We start from the raw sequence: 18,259 nt of genomic DNA on the forward strand, positions 1-18,259 counted from the left end.
AGCAGTTTGTTACTCCAGACCTTTTTTAATCAGGTACTGATAGGGCAACATTTCTGTTTGCTGGGCCACCAGCGTATGCTGCATAAACCGACAAAAGCTTGGAATATCCCGGGCTGTGGATGGATCATCGGCGGTGATGTACAAGGTTTCACCCTCGGCCAGTTTTCTGACTTTCAGACGAATCATCATCACCGGCTCCGGGCAACGCAGTCCCATCGCATCAAGTTCGTGATCGGCGTCTTCGAAATCGGTGACATCAGCCACAGTCATATCCCATACTGTTCACGGTAGGCATTAATGGTCTCGATATGGTGCTGCTGATCGCCTTGCTCTTGCAGGTAAGCCACCACATCTGCCAGCGTCACAATCGCCACCACCTGAGTATTGAAGTCGCGCTCTACTTCCTGAATCGCAGAAAGCTCGCCCTGACCTTTTTCCTGGCGATCCAGCGCAATCAGAACCCCGGCCAGCACCGCCTGGTTTTGCTCTATCAGCTGCATCGACTCACGAATGGCAGTGCCGGCGGTGATCACATCATCCACCAGCATGACGTTTCCGGCCAGCGGGCTGCCGACCAGGTTGCCGCCTTCTCCATGGGTCTTGGCTTCTTTACGATTGAAACAATAAGGCACATCCAGATTGTGTTCATCGGCCAGCGCCACTGCGGTGGTGGTGGCAATAGGAATGCCTTTGTAAGCCGGTCCAAAAAGAGTATCGAATTTGACGCCCGCTTCGGTCAACGCGGTAGCATAAAAACGTCCCAGACGGGCCAGGTCGCCGCCACGGTTAAACAGGCCGGCATTAAAAAAATACGGGCTGGTACGTCCTGATTTGAGCGTAAATTCGCCAAACTTCAGTACCCCGCGATTAATCGCAAACTCAATAAATTCTCGTTGAAAAGACTTCACCTGCGCTCCTTAGGCCAGCGCCGCTTTCTGGATATCAAACAGTTCACGCAGACCGTGTTTGGCCAGCTCCAGCATCTCGCTCATTTCTTCAAATGAAAATGCCTCACCTTCGGCGGTGCCTTGAACTTCAATCAGTTTACCGGTTTCGGTCATCACCACATTCATATCGGTTTCGGCTTTGGAGTCTTCGACATATTCTAAGTCAGACACCGGCTGACCATCGCAGATGCCTACCGACAATGCGGCAATCATATGCTTAAGCGGGTTGGTTTTGATGATGCCTTTGCTACGCATAAAGGTCAGTGCATCAACCATCGCGACACAGGCTCCGGTAATAGAAGCGGTGCGGGTGCCACCATCGGCCTGAATCACATCACAGTCCAGGGTCAGGGTATTTTCACCCAGTAACTTCAGATCAACCGCAGCACGCAGGGAGCGCGCGATCAGCCGCTGAATTTCTAAGGTACGGCCACCCTGTTTGCCGCGGGCCGCCTCACGCTGACTGCGAGTGTGAGTAGAGCGGGGCAGCATGCTGTATTCCGCGGTTATCCAGCCTTTACCCTGGCCTTTCATAAAGCGCGGTACGCCTTCTTCCACGGTTGCGTTACACAGCACTTTGGTGTTCCCAAACTCAATCAGAACCGACCCTTCAGCATGACAGGTATAGTTGCGGGTGATGGTAACCGGGCGAATTTGACTGGCAGTTCTGCCACTTGGACGCATAGTGTTCTCCTAGCAAGGCGGCGTAAGCACGCGGGCTAAATAAAGATGATAATTGAGACGAAAGTATAACGTATTTGGGCAATGAAAATGAATGAAAGAAAGGGCAATTGCATAAGTGCTAGGCACAAAAGCATCGATTGGCGTATGATCAGGGTTCAATACCAAGGCGGCAAACCGAAACGGATGAATTTATGATCTACAGCATGACAGCGTTCGCACGTAGCGAAACAAAGCAGGAATGGGGCACAGCGGTTTGGGAAATCCGCTCTGTGAATCAACGTTTTCTGGAAAACTATTTTCGTCTGCCGGAGCAGTTTCGTTCGTTAGAACCCATGCTGCGCGAGCGTTTCAGGAAAAAGCTGCAACGCGGCAAGATAGAATGCGCCCTGCGTTTTTCTGCCAGCGATGCGGCCACCGGCAAGCTGACCCTTAACGAAGAGCTGGCTAAGCAGGTCATGCAAGCTGCTGACTGGGTGCAGTCCCATGGCCAGTCCACCGGCGTAAATCCATTAGATGTATTACGCTGGCCCGGGGTCATCGCCGCTGAAGAAACCAGCATGGACACGATCACGCAAGAGGTAATGGCCGCCTTTGATACCGCGTTGGCTCAATTTATTGAAGCCCGGGCCGCCGAAGGTAACACTTTGAAAACGCTACTGGAACAACGTCTTGATGCCATTGAAACCGAAGTGAAAACGGTGGCAGCAAAAATGCCGGAAATTATGCAGTGGCAGCGGGATCGGGTACAAACCCGCTTTGAAGAAGCTCAGGTAGAACTGGATGCCGGTCGTTTCGAGCAGGAAATGATTATGCTGGCGCAAAAGGTAGATGTGGCCGAGGAGCTGGACCGCCTGAATTCCCATGTCAGCGAAACCCGCAATATCCTTAACAAAGGCGGAGCCTGTGGCCGCCGTCTGGATTTTATGATGCAAGAGTTTAACCGCGAATCCAATACGCTGGGCTCTAAATCCATCAGCACCGAGATAACCCAGTCTGCGGTGGAACTTAAAGTCCTGATAGAGCAGATGCGCGAGCAGATCCAGAATATTGAATAAAACCGCTGATTCCTTCGGTTGGTAAGCCTCGCCTACGCGGGGCTTTTTTATGCCTTATGACGATTTGTTTTAAACAGGCGCATTTCCTTCCCCGATAAATTGGCTTACCGTGAGAGCCAATACCTTTTTACACAGCATCTATTACTATGCAAGACATCACTATTCTGGATGGCGGCATGGGCCGCGAACTAAAACGCACCGGGGCACCCTTTGATCATCCCTACTGGAGCGCTCAGGCGCTGTGGGAAGCACCAGAGGCTGTGTATCAGGCCCATTGTCGCTTTATTGAAGCCGGGGCGCAGGTTATCACCGTCAATAGTTATGCGTGCGTGCCGTTTCATCTGGGTGAAACGCGGTACCAACAGCAGGGCCCGGCGCTGGCCGCGAAAGCGGCTGAAATTGCCCGCGAGGCCGTGAACCAATACCCCGATAAGCAGGTGCAGGTGGCCGGCAGCTTACCGCCGCCGATGGGCAGCTATCGCCCCGACTTGTTTGAAGCCACCGCCGCGCTTGAGATTTACCAGGAGCTGCTGCTGGCGCAGGCGCCTTTTTGTGACCTTTTCATCGTCGAAACGCTGGCCAGTCTGGAAGAGTTGCGAGTGGTTCAGCTAGCCGCGCAACAAACGTCTAAACCATTGTATTATGCTTTTTCATTGCAGGATGAGCCAGCCCAGGGAGCGCTGCTAAGGTCGGGACAATCTGTGGCTTCCGCCGTGGCCTTAGTATGTTCTGCACCCTTGCCCGCAGGCATCGCCTTTAACTGTTCGGTGCCCGAGGTGATGGCGCAGGCGCTCACCGAAACCCAGCAGCTTCTGCAACAGCAATCGTGTGCTTTGACGGTGGGCGTCTATGCCAACAACTTTGTGCCCATTCCTACCGACTACTCTGCCAATTCTGAGTCTCAGCCCATGCGTGAGCTCTCTCCTGAGGATTACCTGCAGTACGTCAGGCAGTGGGCAGAACTTGGCGCCACACTGATTGGCGGGTGTTGTGGGATAGGCCCTGAGCATATTCGTGCTCTGGCCCAAGGGAAGCACAGCTAAGTCAGAAAAATTATTCAGCTAAGCATGTGCAAACGCCAGTCAGACCAGGCCTAGGCTGGCCACACGCTGACAATCATAAAACAAAATTATCAATATGATAGTAATTGATAATTTTTAGTTTCCTCAGGCGTGCCGTAGTATTTGCAGCACGTTGTGGCCGGGGTGGCTGTTACCCAGCATACCCGCGGCGTTCAGCTACTGATATTAATGCAGAAAAGAGTGAGGAAACGATGAAGAATCTATTAGCAAAAGTAGTGTTCTCGATGGCTTTGGTATTGCCATTGTCGGCAATGGCGGAAACCCAAAAAGTACCGAATACGGAGACTCAGCAAGCCTATCCCAGAGCTTTTTCACATATTGGTATTTCGGTTCCGGATTTAGAAAAAGCGGTGGAATTCTATAGTGAAGTGCTGGGCTGGTACACCATTATGACGCCCACCAAAGTGGTAGAAGATGACAGCGCTATTGGCCAGATGTCTACGGATGTTTTTGGCAAAGGCTGGGGCAGCTATCGTATTGCCCATATGTCTACCAGCGACAAAGTCGGCATTGAACTGTTCGAGTTTAAAAACCAGAAAAATCCCGACAATAACTTTAAATACTGGGAAACCGGGGTTTTTCACTTCGCCGTGCAGGATCCTAATCTGGAAGAACTGGCACAGAAAATTGTGGATGCTGGCGGCAAACGTCGAATGGACAAGCCACGCTTTTACTATCCCGGCGACAAGCCGTATCGGATGATTTATATGGAAGACCCGTTTGGCAATATCATCGAAATTTATAGCCACAGCTATGAATTACATTATGCCAATGGTGCTTATCAGTAAAACCTAGCGATAACATGGTCTTTGGGGCAGTGTTTTTCAAAGACCATGCGCATTGGGTTATTATCGGGCCGGCTTCAGCGTCAACCGGTTATTTTCGATGTGTAACTGCAAGGGTACACTGGAAAGCAAATTAATCGCGGTATTGGTGGTATCCAGCTGGTACACCGGATGCGTGTTCAGATAACCATTAATAAGGCTCATGACCTGACCGCTTACCGGGGCCAGATTGCCTTTGTAGCTGCCCGCATCGACACTGCTGTCGAGCAATTTCAGCGAACGCAGAAAAATCGCTTTTTTATCTTGGTCGTAATAAGGCTGTCCTTCCAACTGCAACCTAACCTTGGCGGGATAAGAAAACCCAAACGCACTTACCGTGGCGGTAGCCGCCGTCCCCAATTGCACAATTTCACGCCCTTCAGGTCCAATGACCACACTCATATCGTCTACGGTCATGGTGACCGGAATCCCCGCCACTCGCGCCTGCTTCTGCAAGTCGGTCAGCTCGTTATCAAGCAATTCTTCCAGTTCGCTCTGAGTAACCGAATAAGACGATAATTCCGAGAAAGTGGCACAACCACTCAACCATAGAATCAGCAAACCGAATATCAGATGTTTCATGTGCGCGCGCCTTTCTTTGCCGGGTGATTACAATACAGTGTACTCATCCCGATAGATGATTACCACTGTCGCCAGCAAGCTGATAAGAAACAACAATGCTGCGTGTACACCTATGGGGTGTGGTTATGGCTTTTGACGCAGCCGGCTTTCGCGGGGGCGCCTGAACAGGTCAACAAGCTCCTTGATGAGATGCATGCGGCGGCTGCGACGGTCTGTTTTGACCGTTATTTTGGTGTGTATGCCCCTGATGAGGTTTCTACCGGCACCGGTGTCAGCGACACCTGGACGCTGTATCAGTTTAGGTCCTATACACAGCCGGTCTTTGCTAAAGGCCAGGGCTGGCTTGACCTATCGGCCATGACAATGCTATTCAGGATAAGGCAGAGCTTCGATACACATCGTACCGTGGCCTGGGGCCTGGTTTGGGAAAATCCTGAAAAAAAATGCAGGGCGCTATCTGAGGGAACCTGGGGCCGGGGTAGTAGAACACCAAGAGGGGGAGTTGGCAAATACAGCAATACCATTTGGCGATTCTGGTGCCAAATACTCTGGCGCAACAGGTTACGAGCCTTATTAAACAATCTCAGGGGCGGCGCTGAACCTGCGGGTAAGCATGGTTTCGGGCGCAACTACAGCGCAGCGCCCGGATTTTCTAGCGTATTAGGTATTTTCTTTGGTCAAAGGCTGAATTTCCAGCTCCACCCGACGGTTCTGCTGGCGGTTCTGAGCGCTGGTATTAGGCACTTTGGGCTGATATTCGCCCATACCCACCGTCGAGACCCGTTTTGGATTAACATTATAGCTGGTCAGCAGGTTTTTTACCGACTGAGCGCGCCGCTCTGATAACGACTGATTGTATTGCTCTGAGCCAGTGTCGTCGGTGTGACCTTTTATCAGCAGCACCGTTTTTTCATATTCATTAACCACGGTGGCCACATCATTAAGTACCGGGTTGAACTGGGATGCAATAGACGCACTGTCGGTGGCAAAGGTGATATCGCCGGGCATGATCAGCTTCAGGTTGTCACCTTCTCGCACCACTTCGATGCCGGTGTCCGCCAACTCTTTACGCAGTGCTTCTTCCTGACGGTCCATATAGTTACCAATCGCGCCCCCGGCGATGGCACCTACCGCCGCGCCCCAGGCATAACGGCTTTTATCGTTATCACCGGTGGCTTTTCCTAATAAAGCGCCCACTACGGCCCCAATCGCGGCCCCTTTTTGGGTGTTCGACGGATCATTTGCACAGCCGACCATGCCTACGCTCATTGCGACCACACCTGCAATCAGTGTTTTTTTCATAACATCCTCATTTATTGTCGATAAAAGAAAAAAGCGGCCTGCCGCTTTTAATGATTTCTTACCAAGGCTGCAAAAGTTATTCCAGTTGGTTTACCAAAGCCTTCTTAGTATAAGCCACCCAACCTGAACCTTAGCTAAACGCACAGCCTTTGGCTGTGGTAATGAAACGAGGCGGCGTTAACCTCTACTAGACGGTAATAGAGCGCTCGAAAAAAGTATTAAAATCAATTTTATAGTCACTGGCCAGTACCGCTGAGTCGATAGCCAGACGGGTATCGGTAGCCAGATTGATATTTTTTGGCTCTAAAAAATGATCGCCGGTTAAAGAATAAAATACTTTAACCACCGGTCTTAATGGCGAAGCGTTTTGTTCGGCCACCATGGCCAGTTTGTTGTTCGACAACTTAACCAGACTGCCCACAGGATAAATACCCATGCATTTAATAAACATCTGCACCAGATTACTGTCGAGTCTCTCGGGGCTTCGCTGAGCAATATTTTCATGGCTTTTTGACTGGGCATGCCGGGCTTATAACAGCGATCGGCCGTAAGCGCGTCATACATATCGGCAATCGCCAACATCCGGCCTTCCTTAGAAATCTGCGCACTGGTTTTGCTGGCCGGATAGCCTTTGCCATCTAATCGTTCGTGATGTTCACTGACTACATTTACCAGGGCTGGCGCGATGTTGGCGGCTTCCAATGCTTCTACGCCAAACTGCACATGCTGCTTCATCACCCCATTTCATCGTCGGTGAGGCGTCCTGGTTTGTGTAAAATATCGTCGGGGATAAGGATCTTACCCATATCATGTAAGAATCCTGCATAAGCCAGATCATTGACCTGAGCTTCCGTCATGCCCATAAACTGCCCGAAGTTGGCCAGTAAGATGGCCACGTTTAACGAGTGCTCCAACAAGTAATCGTCTTTTTCGCGAATTTTGGTCAAACATAGCAGGGCATCAGGATTGCGTTCGATAGACTCTACCAGCTTGCTGGAAAATTCCCGGGGGATAGTCTTATCAAACGGCAGGCCTTTTTGCACGGTGGCCAATAAGGATTTTTGTATCGCCTTGCCTTGGGCATGCAGTTTTTCTGCCCGCTGAATTTCTTTAAAAAAAGGAACTCTAGGTGGTTTTTCAGCTGGATCAGATGGCTCCTGGGGCGGCGGGGCCGTCGCTGAGGCGGGGCTCTCAGCGGCAAAGTTTTTGGCAATATCGACCACCAGCTTTTTCACGCCCTTCGCTTTCAGCATATCTACGATATTCTGCGAGGTGACCTTACCTTCAGACTTGATTTTAACACCACCGGCTTGCTCCACAATCCGGCTTACGTACATTCCCGGAGCAAGCTCTGAAATAGATATCGTCTTGAATGAGCTTTCTTTCATGAGTTCCTTCAAAAAGAAATAGTTAACCGCTAAAAATTACCGATCAGGCATAGCGCACAACAACATTATGCCTGTAATTTATACAACAAGGTATACATATCTGGGCGCCATAAGTAGTCCGGGAGCACAACTTTGTGACCTTTTATTGCAACCCCTTCAGCCAGCAGCCGCTGACGCTGCTCATGCGCCTGCTCAGAGCCGGCAGCAAATGCAATCGCCCCGGAGGCGCGCACCACCCGGTGCCACGGCAAACTGGCCTGCGAATGAGCTTTTAATACACTGCCCACCAGCCGGGCGCGGCCAGGCAACCCGGCCAAGTCCGCAATTTGACCATAAGAGACCACGTACCCCGAAGGTATCATCTCAATGGTAGCGACAATTTGCTGCCCAGGTGTCATATTAGGCATACTAGACATATGGTAAGTATAGCGAATAAAATTTAATGCGCCCCTATTGTTCTACTTGTGATTTTCCCGTTTCTACCTGTGTCTGTAGTGCCATCGAAAGCATAAGTTGTCCGGTAAAACTCATCATCTTACAGCACCACAAAGAAGCAGGGCATGCGAAAAATACCGCCCGTCTGGTGCCGCTTGTTATCCCGGACACGCTGATTGTAGCGGGCAGCCAACCTGAAGACTTTTATCCGGCGCAGCAATTATGTGAACACTATCAAAGCGCGGTCATTTACCCTAGTCCCGGCAGTCAGCCCATTGAAAGTCCGGCTTTTACTCAGGCCCCCCAGAGCAACTGCTGTTTCTGGATGGCTCCTGGCGCCAGGCCTTCGGATTGTACCAACAACTCACCTGGCTGCATCGGCTGCCCTGCTGGCATTTTGAGCAAGCCCCTGGCTCAGGCTATCGTATTCGCCATACCGACAAGCCCGATAGTCTGTCTACCTTGGAAGCGGTGGCCTACTGCTTATCGCAAGGGTATCAGTGTCACAGTACCCCTTGTTAACCTTGCAACAGCAGATGCAACGATTTTGGCAAGGGCCTGTGAATCATCAGCGTAACTCAAACTGAAACCAGCCACCAGAGCACCGGCACCGTAACACTCCAGAGCGCCAACGCCAGCTGCATGGAAAAGGATACCGGCTCGCACTGACAGCGCTGTAAGCCTTTCTTTTCTTTGCGTAACCGCGCCATGGCATGTTCCAGGGCATCTTTTCGGTACTTGGACTGGCGTTGCAGGTAATACAGTTTAGTGTCGATTCGTGATATTGCATGGTGCTGATAGGCCCGAGCTTTTTGCTGAGCCGAAAACAGCACATTGAAGGCCGTCAGAATCATTATGGCCAGCCCGGCACTAAACCCTACGCCTAATTCAGCATAGGGCAGATCGCCTGCCGCCGAAAGGGGTAACAGCAATAACAGGCTCATCGACGCCACCAGCAATATTTTCACCACATCACTGACCTGCTGCTGACATTTCATAGTATGCAGCGAGTCGGGTGACTGGGTTAGAAAATGCCGGTATAAAAAACGCGCCAGGCTAATCCCCTGGAACATATACAGCCACGCCATAAATACACAACCCAACATGATCATACGCTGAATGGTTGCCGGGAGTAGGGAGTCGGGCAGACTGTCAAAGATCAATGGATAACAGATAACCGCGGCGGTAAGCGCAGCAATGCAGTGGTTGCGCAATCGAATTTGTGCTCTTCGGCGAAAGGCTGCGAACTGACTCAGACTGTTTTGGTCCAGCAAGTACCCCAACATCGCACTGTGGGCCTTGTTATGAACGATGAGCAGGGCTGCCCAGAAACAGGCCGTTAAAACAGCGAGCAGCGTTACCCCGTTCACCAGACTTGTCATCAGTACCTGACTGATAACCGGAGTATTGATGGTAGGTACAAAAATCGATTGTAAAACCGCAACTGCCACCGCATAGCCGAAGGGGGTCAGCCAAATTGGCAGCGGTACGATGGTGTTCGACTGTATACTAAGCGTCATCAGACCTTTTCCGTATGTTTGCGTCAAAGTCCTTTAACATTGTTGTGTTCTGCCTCGGGCAGTTATTATTATGTATCCGACCCTCAATGGTCAGAAGGGCGCTAGTGTACTTATTCCACTTTGGCACGCAATGTTTTTGTTTAACCGAACCCCTGAATGAGTATGCAAATAAGCAATCAACGGACAATTATGGCTAACCGGCTGAACGGGTTAGCGACAAAACGACGCCCATAAAAAAACCCGGCATTTGCCGGGTTTTATCAAGCTTGCATACACTGAATATTATTTACGCATCTTTTGAATCAATCGCAGTTGAGCAATTGCTTCTGCCAGCTCGTGAGCGGCCTGTGCGTAATTAAAGTCAGCGCCTGGGTTGGCGATGTGCTCTTCAGCACGACGTTTTGCTTCTTCAGCAGCCTGTTCGTCCAAATCTTCTGCACGGACAGCGGTGTCGGCCAAAACGGTTACATTGCCAGGCTGTACTTCCAGTACGCCACCGGCAATGTAAATCATTTCTTCTTCACCGTGCTGTTTGACCAAACGCACCATACCCGGTTTAATTGCTGTGATCAGGGGCGCGTGACCCGGGTGGATACCCAGTTCACCTTCACTGCCGGTCACCTGAAGCGTTTCAACACGACCAGAAAAGATTTTCTGCTCGGCACTTACCACATCCAGATGTACTGTCATAGCTGCCATGTAAACCTCCTAAGGTAGGTAGTCAACGTAAAGACTGGTCGCCTGTTTTGAGACGACCTTCCTCATTACGCTTTTTTGGCTTTCTCTACGGCTTCTTCAATTGTGCCAACCATGTAGAAGGCCTGCTCTTGAAGATCGTCGTATTCACCATCCAGAATCGCTTTAAAGCCACTGATCGTGTCTTTAAGTGATACGTATTTGCCCGGTGCACCGGTAAATACTTCTGCTACAAAGAATGGTTGAGATAAGAAACGCTGAATCTTACGGGCACGGGTTACTACCAGCTTGTCTTCTTCAGACAGCTCGTCCATACCCAGAATCGCAATGATGTCTTTCAGCTCTTTATAACGTTGCAGTACGGTTTGTACACCGCGGGCTACGTCATAATGCTGCTGACCGATAACCAATGGATCCAATTGGCGTGAGGTTGAGTCCAACGGGTCTACCGCTGGGTAAATACCCAAAGACGCGATATCACGTGACAATACAACCGTGGCATCCAAGTGAGCAAAGGTGGTTGCCGGAGACGGATCAGTCAAGTCATCGGCTGGTACGTATACCGCCTGAATTGAGGTGATTGAACCGGTCTTCGTTGACGCGATACGCTCCTGCAGTACACCCATCTCTTCGGCCAGCGTAGGCTGATAACCTACCGCTGATGGCATACGACCCAACAGTGCCGATACTTCGGTACCTGCCAGAGTATAACGATAGATGTTATCTACGAAGAACAGTACGTCACGACCTTCATCACGGAATTTTTCCGCCATGGTCAAACCGGTCAATGCTACACGCAGACGGTTGCCTGGTGGCTCATTCATCTGGCCGTACACCAAAGAAACTTTATCCAGTACGTTAGACTCGTTCATTTCGTGATAGAAATCGTTACCTTCACGAGTACGCTCACCAACACCGGCGAATACCGAGAAGCCACTGTGCTCGATGGCGATGTTACGGATAAGTTCCATCATGTTTACGGTTTTACCAACACCGGCACCACCGAACAGACCAACTTTACCACCTTTGGCAAACGGACATACCAGGTCGATAACCTTGATGCCGGTTTCCAGCAGTTCTACCGAAGTGGACTGCTCTTCGTAGCTGGGCGCCGCACGGTGAATAGACATACGGTCTTCTTCACCAATCGGGCCTGCTTCGTCGATAGGGTTACCTAACACGTCCATGATACGGCCTAATGTGGCGGTACCCACCGGAACGTGAATCGCTTTGCCGGTATCTTCTACTGCCAGTCCACGTTGCAGACCATCGGTAGAGCCCATTGCGATGGCACGTACTACGCCGCCACCTAATTGCTGTTGCACTTCCAGGGTCAACCCAGATAAGTCACCTTCAGTGACTCGTAGTGCGTCGTATACACCTGGCACCGCGGTTTGTGGGAATTCGATATCCACAACGGCGCCAATGATTTGGACGACCTTACCTTGACTCATAATTTGTCCTCGTTATCTTTTCTAAACCTTCGCCTACACCGCCGCGGCGCCGCTTACAATCTCACTGATTTCTTGTGTGATTGCAGCCTGACGTGCCTTGTTGTATACCAGTTGCAGATCATCAATAAGATTGCCTGCGTTATCGGTGGCGGCTTTCATAGCCACCATTCGTGCGGCCTGCTCGGAAGCAGCATTTTCTACCACACCCTGATATACCTGAGACTCAATGTAACGAACCATCAGCGACTCCAGAATTTCTTTCGGGTCGGGCTCGTAAATGTAGTCCCAGCGATGCTGATAATTTTCGTCTTCTGACTTTGGCAAAGGCAGTAATTGATTGACCACTGGCGTTTGCGTCATGGTGTTCACGAAGTCATTAAATACCAGATAAATCCGATCTAACTTGCCTTCGTCGTATGCTTTAAGCATGACCCGAACCACACCCACGACATCACTTACTGTGGGGGCGTCGCCCATGCCCGATTCTGCCGCAAGCAAGTTGCCACCAAACCGTTTAAAAAAGGCACACGCTTTTGCGCCTAAGGCTGCAAAGTCGACTTCTACGTCTTTGTCTCTCCAGGATTTAATCTCCTGGGTAACACGCTTAAACTCGTTGGTATTTAAACCACCGCAAAGTCCGCGGTCAGTAGAAATGACAATGTAGCCAACCCGCTTCACGTCACGCTCTTCAAGGTAAGGGTGACGGTATTCGAGGTTACCGTTTGCAATGTGACCAATCACTTTAAGCATGTTCTGTGCGTATGGACGTCCGGTGGACATACGTTCCTGCGCCTTTTTCATTTTCGACGCGGCAACCATTTCCATAGCACTGGTAATTTTTTGAGTATTTTTAATACTCCCAATCTTACCTTTTATCTCTTTACCGCTGGCCATGACTATCTCCCGTTAACCTAACGTTGTGCCGGCTTTGCAGCCGGCACTATCGATTACCACGTTTGTGTTTCTTTGAATTTTTTCAAAGCATCACTTAATTGCGCAGCAATGTCGTCGTTGTAGTTACCAGACTCATTGATAGTGTTCATCAGCTCAGCGTGATCGCTGTTCATGTATGAATGCAGTGCAGATTCAAAATCAAGAATCTTGTCCAGTGCGACGTCTTTCAGGAAGCCCTTTTCAACGGCGAACAGAGACACACCCATATCAGCAATAGACAGTGGGGAATATTGCTTCTGCTTCATCAGCTCAGTTACACGTTCGCCGTGTTCAAGCTGTTCACGGGTTGCTTCATCAAGGTCAGAAGCAAACTGTGAGAACGCAGCCAGTTCACGATACTGTGCCAGTGCCAGACGAATACCACCGCCCAGCTTTTTGATGATCTTGGTTTGTGCTGAACCACCTACCCGCGATACTGAAACACCGGCGTTAACCGCAGGACGAATACCTGCGTTAAACAGGTCAGTTTCTAAGAAGATCTGACCATCGGTGATTGAGATAACGTTGGTTGGTACGAACGCAGAAACGTCACCAGCCTGGGTTTCAATGATTGGCAGCGCGGTCAAGGAACCGGTTTTGCCTTTCACTTCACCGTTAGTGAATTTTTCAACAAAGTGCTCGTTTACACGGGCCGCACGCTCTAGCAGACGCGAGTGAAGATAGAAAACATCACCCGGATAGGCTTCACGACCTGGTGGACGTTTAAGCAACAATGAAATCTGACGATACGCCACGGCTTGTTTAGACAGGTCATCGTAGATAATCAGAGCATCTTCACCACGGTCACGGAAAAACTCGCCCATGGTACAGCCTGAATACGGCGCCAGGTACTGCAATGCCGCAGACTCAGATGCTGATGCTGCCACCACAATGGTGTGCTCCATCGCGCCATGTTCTTCCAGCTTACGTACTACGTTGGCAATGGTAGAGGCCTTTTGACCAACCGCTACGTACACACATTTAATGCCTGTACCTTTTTGGTTGATGATGGCATCGACTGCCATAGCAGTTTTACCGGTCTGACGGTCACCGATGATCAGCTCACGCTGGCCACGGCCAACCGGAACCATCGCATCAACAGACTTGTAACCAGTTTGTACTGGCTGGTCAACTGACTGACGTTCGATAACCCCAGGGGCAATCTTTTCAACCGGCTCAAAGCCAGCAGCATCGATTGAACCTTTACCATCAATAGGCTCACCCAGTGTGTTTACCACACGGCCAAGCAGGGCACGACCTACTGGAACTTCCAGAATACGGCCGGTTGATTGTACTTTTGTTCCTTCGGTCAGATCCGCATAGGGACCCATCACAACCGCACCAACTGAGTCTCGCTCAAGGTTTAGTGCAATTGCATAACGACTACCAGGAAGCTCGATCATCTCGCCCTGTTTAACATCGGCAAGGCCATGAATCCGGATAATACCGTCGGTAACCGCAACGATAGTACCTTCGTTACGTGCTTCACTGGTTACATTGAACTGTTCAATTCTTTTTTTGATCAGTTCTGCAATTTCAGTGGAATTAAGTTGCATGCTCTTATCCCCGTTATGCTTGTAACGTATCGGCCAGACGTTCCAGTTTTGATTTAACTGAACCGTCAATTACTGTATCGCCAGCTTTTACTACAAAGCCAGCCACCAGGGCAGAATCTACATTACAATTAAGCTTCACTTTACGTGCCAAACGTTCTTCTAATGTTGCCGATATTTGCGACTGTTGCTGAGCGGTTAGCTCAGTTGCTGATGTAATATCCACCTCAATGACTTTGTCATAGTCGGCTTTAAATTTATCAAACAGTTCGCTAATGATTGGTAAGGCAACCAAACGTTCATTTTCTGCCAGAACCTTAATCAGGTTCTGACCGTTTTGGTCGAGTTGTTCACCACACACATTGATAAATATCTCTGCCAGAGCCTCAGGGGCGATAGCACCAGTTAATACCTGGTGCATGTCGTCGTTCTGAGCTACCTGGCCAGCAAATACCAGCATATCTTGCCATTGGGCAACAGTGTTGTGCTCGACTGCGAAATCGAAAGCAGCTTTAGCGTAAGGACGAGCAACGGTTGTCAATTCAGACATGGCTCATCTCCCTCTTAAAGCTCAGCGACAAGTTTTTCAACAATGTCGTTATGTGCTTGTGCATCAATTTCGCGCTGTAGGATTTGCTGAGCGCCGGCAACCGCCAGGGCAGCAACCTGCTTACGCAATTCCTCTTTGGCACGATTGCGTTCAGCTTCAATCTCGGCATAACCGGAAGCGACAATTTTCTCGCGTTCGGCCTGGCCACGTTGCGTTTCCTCATCAACTAATTGAGAACCCCGCTTCTTGGCCTGTTCGATAATTTCAGCTGCCTGCGCTTTCGCCTCTTTCAATTGTTCCGTCGCTTTTTGCTGAGCAAGCTCTAAGTCTTTTTCAGCACGATCGGAAGCTTCAAGGCCATCGGCAATCTTTTTCTGACGCTCTTCAATCGCGGCCAATAGTGGCGGCCATACGTACTTCATGCAGAACCACACAAAGACGATAAACGCGATTAATTGACCTATTAGAGTGGCGTTAATATTCACAACCGCTCCTCCTCATAAATGTTCGCTAATAGACGGTAGTTTTTTAAAATTAAGCACCAACAGCGAACAGAAGGTATAGGGCGATACCAACACCAATCATCGCGATGGCGTCAATCAGACCCGCTACGATGAACATTTTTACTTGCAGTTGAGGTGCCAGTTCAGGTTGACGTGCAGCAGATTCAAGGAATTTACCACCCAACAGACCAAAACCAATAGCAGTACCCAGGGCACCCAGACCGATTAATAGTGCAACAGCGATGTATAACATTTACGTCTCCGATTTAAGTTAAATATTAAAGTTAAAAGTTAAAGTTGAAAATGCATGGTACCAACTCACAACGCGCTGTGGCCCTGAGCTGATACCGGTACTTCGTTAATGGTCTTCGTGCGCCAGGCTCAGATACACGATGGTCAACATCATGAAAATAAACGCCTGCAGTACAATGACCAGAATATGGAATACAGCCCACGGGAAGTGTAACGGCAACTGCCATAAGCCCAGGGTTGCAATAAGAATGAAGATAAGCTCACCGGCGTACAGGTTACCGAATAACCGCAGTGCCAGAGAGAAAGGTCGAGCCAGTAAAGTCACACTTTCGAGAATGAAGTTTACCGGAATCATTGACCAATGATTGAAAGGCTGCATCGTCAGTTCTTTCACAAAACCGCCTACACCTTTAACCTTAATGGAATAGAACAGAATCAGGACAAATACGCCCAGACCCAGCGCCAGCGGCAAGTTCAGGTCGGTAGTAGGAACCACTTTCATGTACACATGGTGTGGATCTACGCCGGTAGCGGCAGCGCCAATCTGACCTGCGGCCCAGGGTAAAAGATCAACCGGCACCAAATCCATCAGGTTCATAAGAAAAACCCAGACAAAGATAGTTAATCCCAGTGGCGCAATCAGGTTATTTCTGCCATGGAAAGAATCGCGAACATTATCGTTCACAAATTCCACTACCATTTCAATAAATGCCTGTGTTTTGCCCGGTACACCAGTGGTTGCTGTTTTGGCAACCCGGCGGAAAAGCCATAAAAACAACACGCCCAACGCAATTGACCAGCCCAGGGTATCGATATTCCATACCCAAAAACCAGCTTCCTGACACGCCGTGGCGGCTTCTTCCAATCCCTTACCATAGTTTGTTGTCAGACCATCGTCTGTCATACACATGGTGGCATTGGTCAAGTGATGGACAATATACTCTTGTGTAGTTTGCTCAGATGCCATGCTTAAACCCAAAGTTGAAAGTGTAAAAATCGAATCAGTGCTTCAGCGCCGGTTACTTAATTGTTTATTATTGGCGATCATGTTGTTGAAGCAGGGCCAGCCAGTGGCTGACCGTGGCTACTGCAAAGCCGGCAAACAGTGCCAGCGGACTGGCATTAAGCCAGTTAAATGCAATAACGAATAAAATAATACTTAGTGCCAGTTTAACCTTTGCTCCCTGGCTAAAACTTCGGGCAACCTGCTGATTATGCCGTGCCCCGGAAAATCTAAACGCGAAAATGGCAAAAACCATGTTGGGCAATAAGCTTATCAATGCCCCGAAAAATACCGATAACCCGATTTTTGTGTCTGTCACCAACCCGGCAATTATCGCGATGACCACGGTAACTATGGCCTGTACGGCTATTGCACGCTTGGCAATAGATTTTCCGGTGGCCGCAAGGTCAGTACGACTGGTATTTCTCAACGTAATTCCGCCCAACTAAAAAGCGTCAGAAGTATACTGTTTTACCGATAATTTTCAACAGTACATCGGATATTGAAAGTGATTCTGAAACTTTTCTGTGGTGATTACGTTACAGCGGCCATTCTAGACATAAATCTGCTTACATTTCGACCATCTATTTAACAAAAGAGCAAAATGCGCTAATTCATTTTCGATAAAATACCATCGAGCTGCTCTAAATCACTAAAGTTGATAACGATTTTACCCTTGCCCCGGGCATTATGATCGATAGAAACCGGGGTGCCAAAATTTTCTGACAGACGGGTCATTAATCCCTGAACATCCGGGTCGATGGTTTTTTCCGGTTTTGGTCGTTGCGGTTCTAAAAATTTACGTACCAGCTTCTCGGTATCGCGAACCGTAAGCCCTTTACCTGATACCACCTGCGCGGCTTCGGTTTGCTGCTCGCCGGTTAAGGCCAGTAGGGCGCGGGCATGACCCATCTCAATATCCCCATGCTCCAGCAAAAGCTTAACATCCTCATTGAGGTTATTCAGACGCAACAAATTGGTCACGGACGTACGGGATTTTCCTACCGCCTCGGCCACCTCGGCATGGGTCAGTTCAAATTCCTTCATTAGCCGGTCCAGCGCCATGGCTTCTTCCATGGCATTGAGATCTTCACGCTGAATATTTTCAATCAGCGCAATGGCCACCGCCGCTTCATCGGGCACATCCTTAAGAATGCAGGGTACCACATCCAGCTCGGCTAACTGGGCCGCCCGCCAGCGTCGCTCACCAGCAATAATTTCATACTTCTGGGTCTCAAGCTGACGTACCACAATGGGTTGAATCACGCCCTGGGAGCGGATTGAAGAGGCAAGTTCATCCAGCGCATCTGGCGACATGTCTTTACGGGGCTGATATCGGCCCGGCTGCAAAAACTCTATGGGCAGCTTACATAGCTCAGAATCGGTTGGGGCAGGGGCTGCTTGTTCCGGTGCTTGCTGGGGTGAAGACTGACTGGTTGCCAACAGGGCATCCAGGCCACGTCCTAGTCCTCTTTTTTTTGCTGACATAGTATCCT

General features: G+C 49.7%; 23 protein-coding genes and 2 pseudogenes. 5 read left to right on the top strand and 20 right to left on the bottom strand.

The window, feature by feature from the left end:
- Positions 1-9 precede the first annotated feature (9 nt).
- Genes tusA through rph form a run of 3 tightly spaced genes read right to left on the bottom strand, consistent with a single transcriptional unit; the run spans position 10 to position 1,631 of the window.
- On the bottom strand, positions 10-264 hold the full coding sequence (tusA, locus tag IT774_RS16475) for a sulfurtransferase TusA (RefSeq protein WP_269749779.1): 255 nt from the start codon (positions 262-264) through the stop codon (positions 10-12).
- 2 nt (positions 265-266) lie between these two features.
- On the bottom strand, positions 267-908 hold the full coding sequence (gene pyrE / locus IT774_RS16480) for an orotate phosphoribosyltransferase (RefSeq protein ID WP_195810732.1): 642 nt from the start codon (positions 906-908) through the stop codon (positions 267-269).
- Between the two features lie 9 nt (positions 909-917).
- The gene (gene rph / locus IT774_RS16485) at positions 918-1,631 is read right to left on the bottom strand and encodes a ribonuclease PH (protein ID WP_195810733.1); all 714 of its coding nucleotides are present in this window, start codon (positions 1,629-1,631) and stop codon (positions 918-920) included.
- Positions 1,632-1,822: 191 nt separating this feature from the next.
- Here rph and IT774_RS16490 point away from each other — a divergent pair, with 191 nt between their 5' ends.
- From IT774_RS16490 to IT774_RS16500, 3 genes are all read left to right on the top strand, one after another.
- Positions 1,823-2,686, top strand: coding sequence for a YicC/YloC family endoribonuclease (locus tag IT774_RS16490; RefSeq protein WP_195810734.1), 864 nt, complete (start codon positions 1,823-1,825; stop codon positions 2,684-2,686).
- A 146-nt stretch (positions 2,687-2,832) separates the two neighbouring features.
- Positions 2,833-3,729, top strand: coding sequence for a homocysteine S-methyltransferase family protein (locus IT774_RS16495; protein WP_195810735.1), 897 nt, complete (start codon positions 2,833-2,835; stop codon positions 3,727-3,729).
- Positions 3,730-4,019: 290 nt separating this feature from the next.
- Positions 4,020-4,556 carry a lactoylglutathione lyase family protein gene (locus IT774_RS16500; protein WP_195812339.1) on the top strand — a complete coding sequence of 179 codons (537 nt, stop codon included), beginning with the start codon at positions 4,020-4,022 and terminating at the stop codon, positions 4,554-4,556.
- A gap of 60 nt (positions 4,557-4,616) precedes the next feature.
- On the opposite strand, the gene IT774_RS16505 is transcribed toward IT774_RS16500, so the two are convergent.
- Entirely contained in the window at positions 4,617-5,174 is a 558-nt protein-coding gene (locus IT774_RS16505; protein WP_195810736.1) for a DUF1439 domain-containing protein, read from the bottom strand.
- 117 nt (positions 5,175-5,291) lie between these two features.
- Between IT774_RS16505 and IT774_RS18110 the strand changes: the two are divergent.
- A pseudogene (locus IT774_RS18110) lies at positions 5,292-5,504 on the top strand (nuclear transport factor 2 family protein); the annotation flags it as partial.
- 330 nt (positions 5,505-5,834) lie between these two features.
- On the opposite strand, the gene IT774_RS16510 reads toward IT774_RS18110, so the two are convergent.
- The 5 genes from IT774_RS16510 to IT774_RS16520 all read right to left on the bottom strand — a co-directional run bounded on the left by IT774_RS16510 (position 5,835) and on the right by IT774_RS16520 (position 8,271).
- On the bottom strand, positions 5,835-6,476 hold the full coding sequence (locus IT774_RS16510) for an OmpA family protein (protein ID WP_195810737.1): 642 nt from the start codon (positions 6,474-6,476) through the stop codon (positions 5,835-5,837).
- Positions 6,477-6,663: 187 nt separating this feature from the next.
- Complete coding sequence (locus IT774_RS17960; RefSeq protein WP_332308867.1) at positions 6,664-6,822, bottom strand: hypothetical protein; 159 nt, start codon at positions 6,820-6,822, stop codon at positions 6,664-6,666.
- Positions 6,823-6,827: 5 nt separating this feature from the next.
- Positions 6,828-7,211 (bottom strand): HD-GYP domain-containing protein, encoded by a 384-nt coding sequence (locus tag IT774_RS17965; RefSeq protein WP_332308868.1) that lies wholly within the window; start codon positions 7,209-7,211, stop codon positions 6,828-6,830.
- The gene (locus tag IT774_RS17970) at positions 7,211-7,864 is read right to left on the bottom strand and encodes an HD-GYP domain-containing protein (RefSeq protein WP_332308869.1); all 654 of its coding nucleotides are present in this window, start codon (positions 7,862-7,864) and stop codon (positions 7,211-7,213) included. Before IT774_RS17970 ends, IT774_RS17965 begins: the two co-directional genes overlap by 1 nt.
- A 65-nt stretch (positions 7,865-7,929) precedes the next feature.
- On the bottom strand, positions 7,930-8,271 hold the full coding sequence (locus IT774_RS16520; protein WP_195810738.1) for an MGMT family protein: 342 nt from the start codon (positions 8,269-8,271) through the stop codon (positions 7,930-7,932).
- Between the two features lie 35 nt (positions 8,272-8,306).
- On the opposite strand from IT774_RS16520, the pseudogene IT774_RS16525 reads away from it, so the two are divergent.
- Positions 8,307-8,821, top strand: a pseudogene (locus tag IT774_RS16525) (tRNA-uridine aminocarboxypropyltransferase).
- 56 nt (positions 8,822-8,877) lie between these two features.
- On the opposite strand, the gene IT774_RS16530 reads toward IT774_RS16525, so the two are convergent.
- The 11 genes from IT774_RS16530 to IT774_RS16580 form a co-directional block, all read right to left on the bottom strand.
- Positions 8,878-9,819, bottom strand: coding sequence for a hypothetical protein (locus IT774_RS16530; RefSeq protein ID WP_195810740.1), 942 nt, complete (start codon positions 9,817-9,819; stop codon positions 8,878-8,880).
- Positions 9,820-10,101: 282 nt separating this feature from the next.
- Positions 10,102-10,518: a F0F1 ATP synthase subunit epsilon gene (locus IT774_RS16535; RefSeq protein WP_195810741.1), complete on the bottom strand. Its 417-nt coding sequence runs from the start codon at positions 10,516-10,518 to the stop codon at positions 10,102-10,104.
- A 65-nt stretch (positions 10,519-10,583) separates the two neighbouring features.
- On the bottom strand, positions 10,584-11,969 hold the full coding sequence (atpD, locus tag IT774_RS16540) for a F0F1 ATP synthase subunit beta (protein ID WP_195810742.1): 1,386 nt from the start codon (positions 11,967-11,969) through the stop codon (positions 10,584-10,586).
- A gap of 33 nt (positions 11,970-12,002) precedes the next feature.
- The gene (gene atpG, locus IT774_RS16545) at positions 12,003-12,863 is read right to left on the bottom strand and encodes a F0F1 ATP synthase subunit gamma (RefSeq protein ID WP_195810743.1); all 861 of its coding nucleotides are present in this window, start codon (positions 12,861-12,863) and stop codon (positions 12,003-12,005) included.
- A 53-nt stretch (positions 12,864-12,916) separates the two neighbouring features.
- Positions 12,917-14,458 (bottom strand): F0F1 ATP synthase subunit alpha, encoded by a 1,542-nt coding sequence (gene atpA, locus IT774_RS16550; RefSeq protein ID WP_195810744.1) that lies wholly within the window; start codon positions 14,456-14,458, stop codon positions 12,917-12,919.
- Between the two features lie 13 nt (positions 14,459-14,471).
- Positions 14,472-15,005 (bottom strand): F0F1 ATP synthase subunit delta, encoded by a 534-nt coding sequence (gene atpH, locus IT774_RS16555; RefSeq protein ID WP_195810745.1) that lies wholly within the window; start codon positions 15,003-15,005, stop codon positions 14,472-14,474.
- 14 nt (positions 15,006-15,019) lie between these two features.
- Positions 15,020-15,490 (bottom strand): F0F1 ATP synthase subunit B, encoded by a 471-nt coding sequence (atpF, locus tag IT774_RS16560; RefSeq protein ID WP_195810746.1) that lies wholly within the window; start codon positions 15,488-15,490, stop codon positions 15,020-15,022.
- A gap of 49 nt (positions 15,491-15,539) precedes the next feature.
- On the bottom strand, positions 15,540-15,761 hold the full coding sequence (gene atpE, locus IT774_RS16565; protein ID WP_012520222.1) for a F0F1 ATP synthase subunit C: 222 nt from the start codon (positions 15,759-15,761) through the stop codon (positions 15,540-15,542).
- 105 nt (positions 15,762-15,866) lie between these two features.
- Positions 15,867-16,727, bottom strand: a complete 861-nt coding sequence (gene atpB, locus IT774_RS16570; protein WP_195810747.1) for a F0F1 ATP synthase subunit A — start codon at positions 16,725-16,727, stop codon at positions 15,867-15,869.
- A 67-nt stretch (positions 16,728-16,794) separates the two neighbouring features.
- A complete protein-coding gene (locus IT774_RS16575; RefSeq protein WP_232365040.1) occupies positions 16,795-17,193 on the bottom strand; it encodes an ATP synthase subunit I in 399 nt (132 codons plus the stop codon).
- 179 nt (positions 17,194-17,372) lie between these two features.
- The gene (locus IT774_RS16580; RefSeq protein WP_195810748.1) at positions 17,373-18,251 is read right to left on the bottom strand and encodes a ParB/RepB/Spo0J family partition protein; all 879 of its coding nucleotides are present in this window, start codon (positions 18,249-18,251) and stop codon (positions 17,373-17,375) included.
- Between the last annotated feature and the right edge of the window lie 8 nt (positions 18,252-18,259).

Origin of the sequence: Salinimonas marina, from assembly GCF_015644725.1 — a bacterium.
In the GTDB taxonomy this organism is placed as follows: Bacteria; Pseudomonadota; Gammaproteobacteria; order Enterobacterales; family Alteromonadaceae; genus Alteromonas.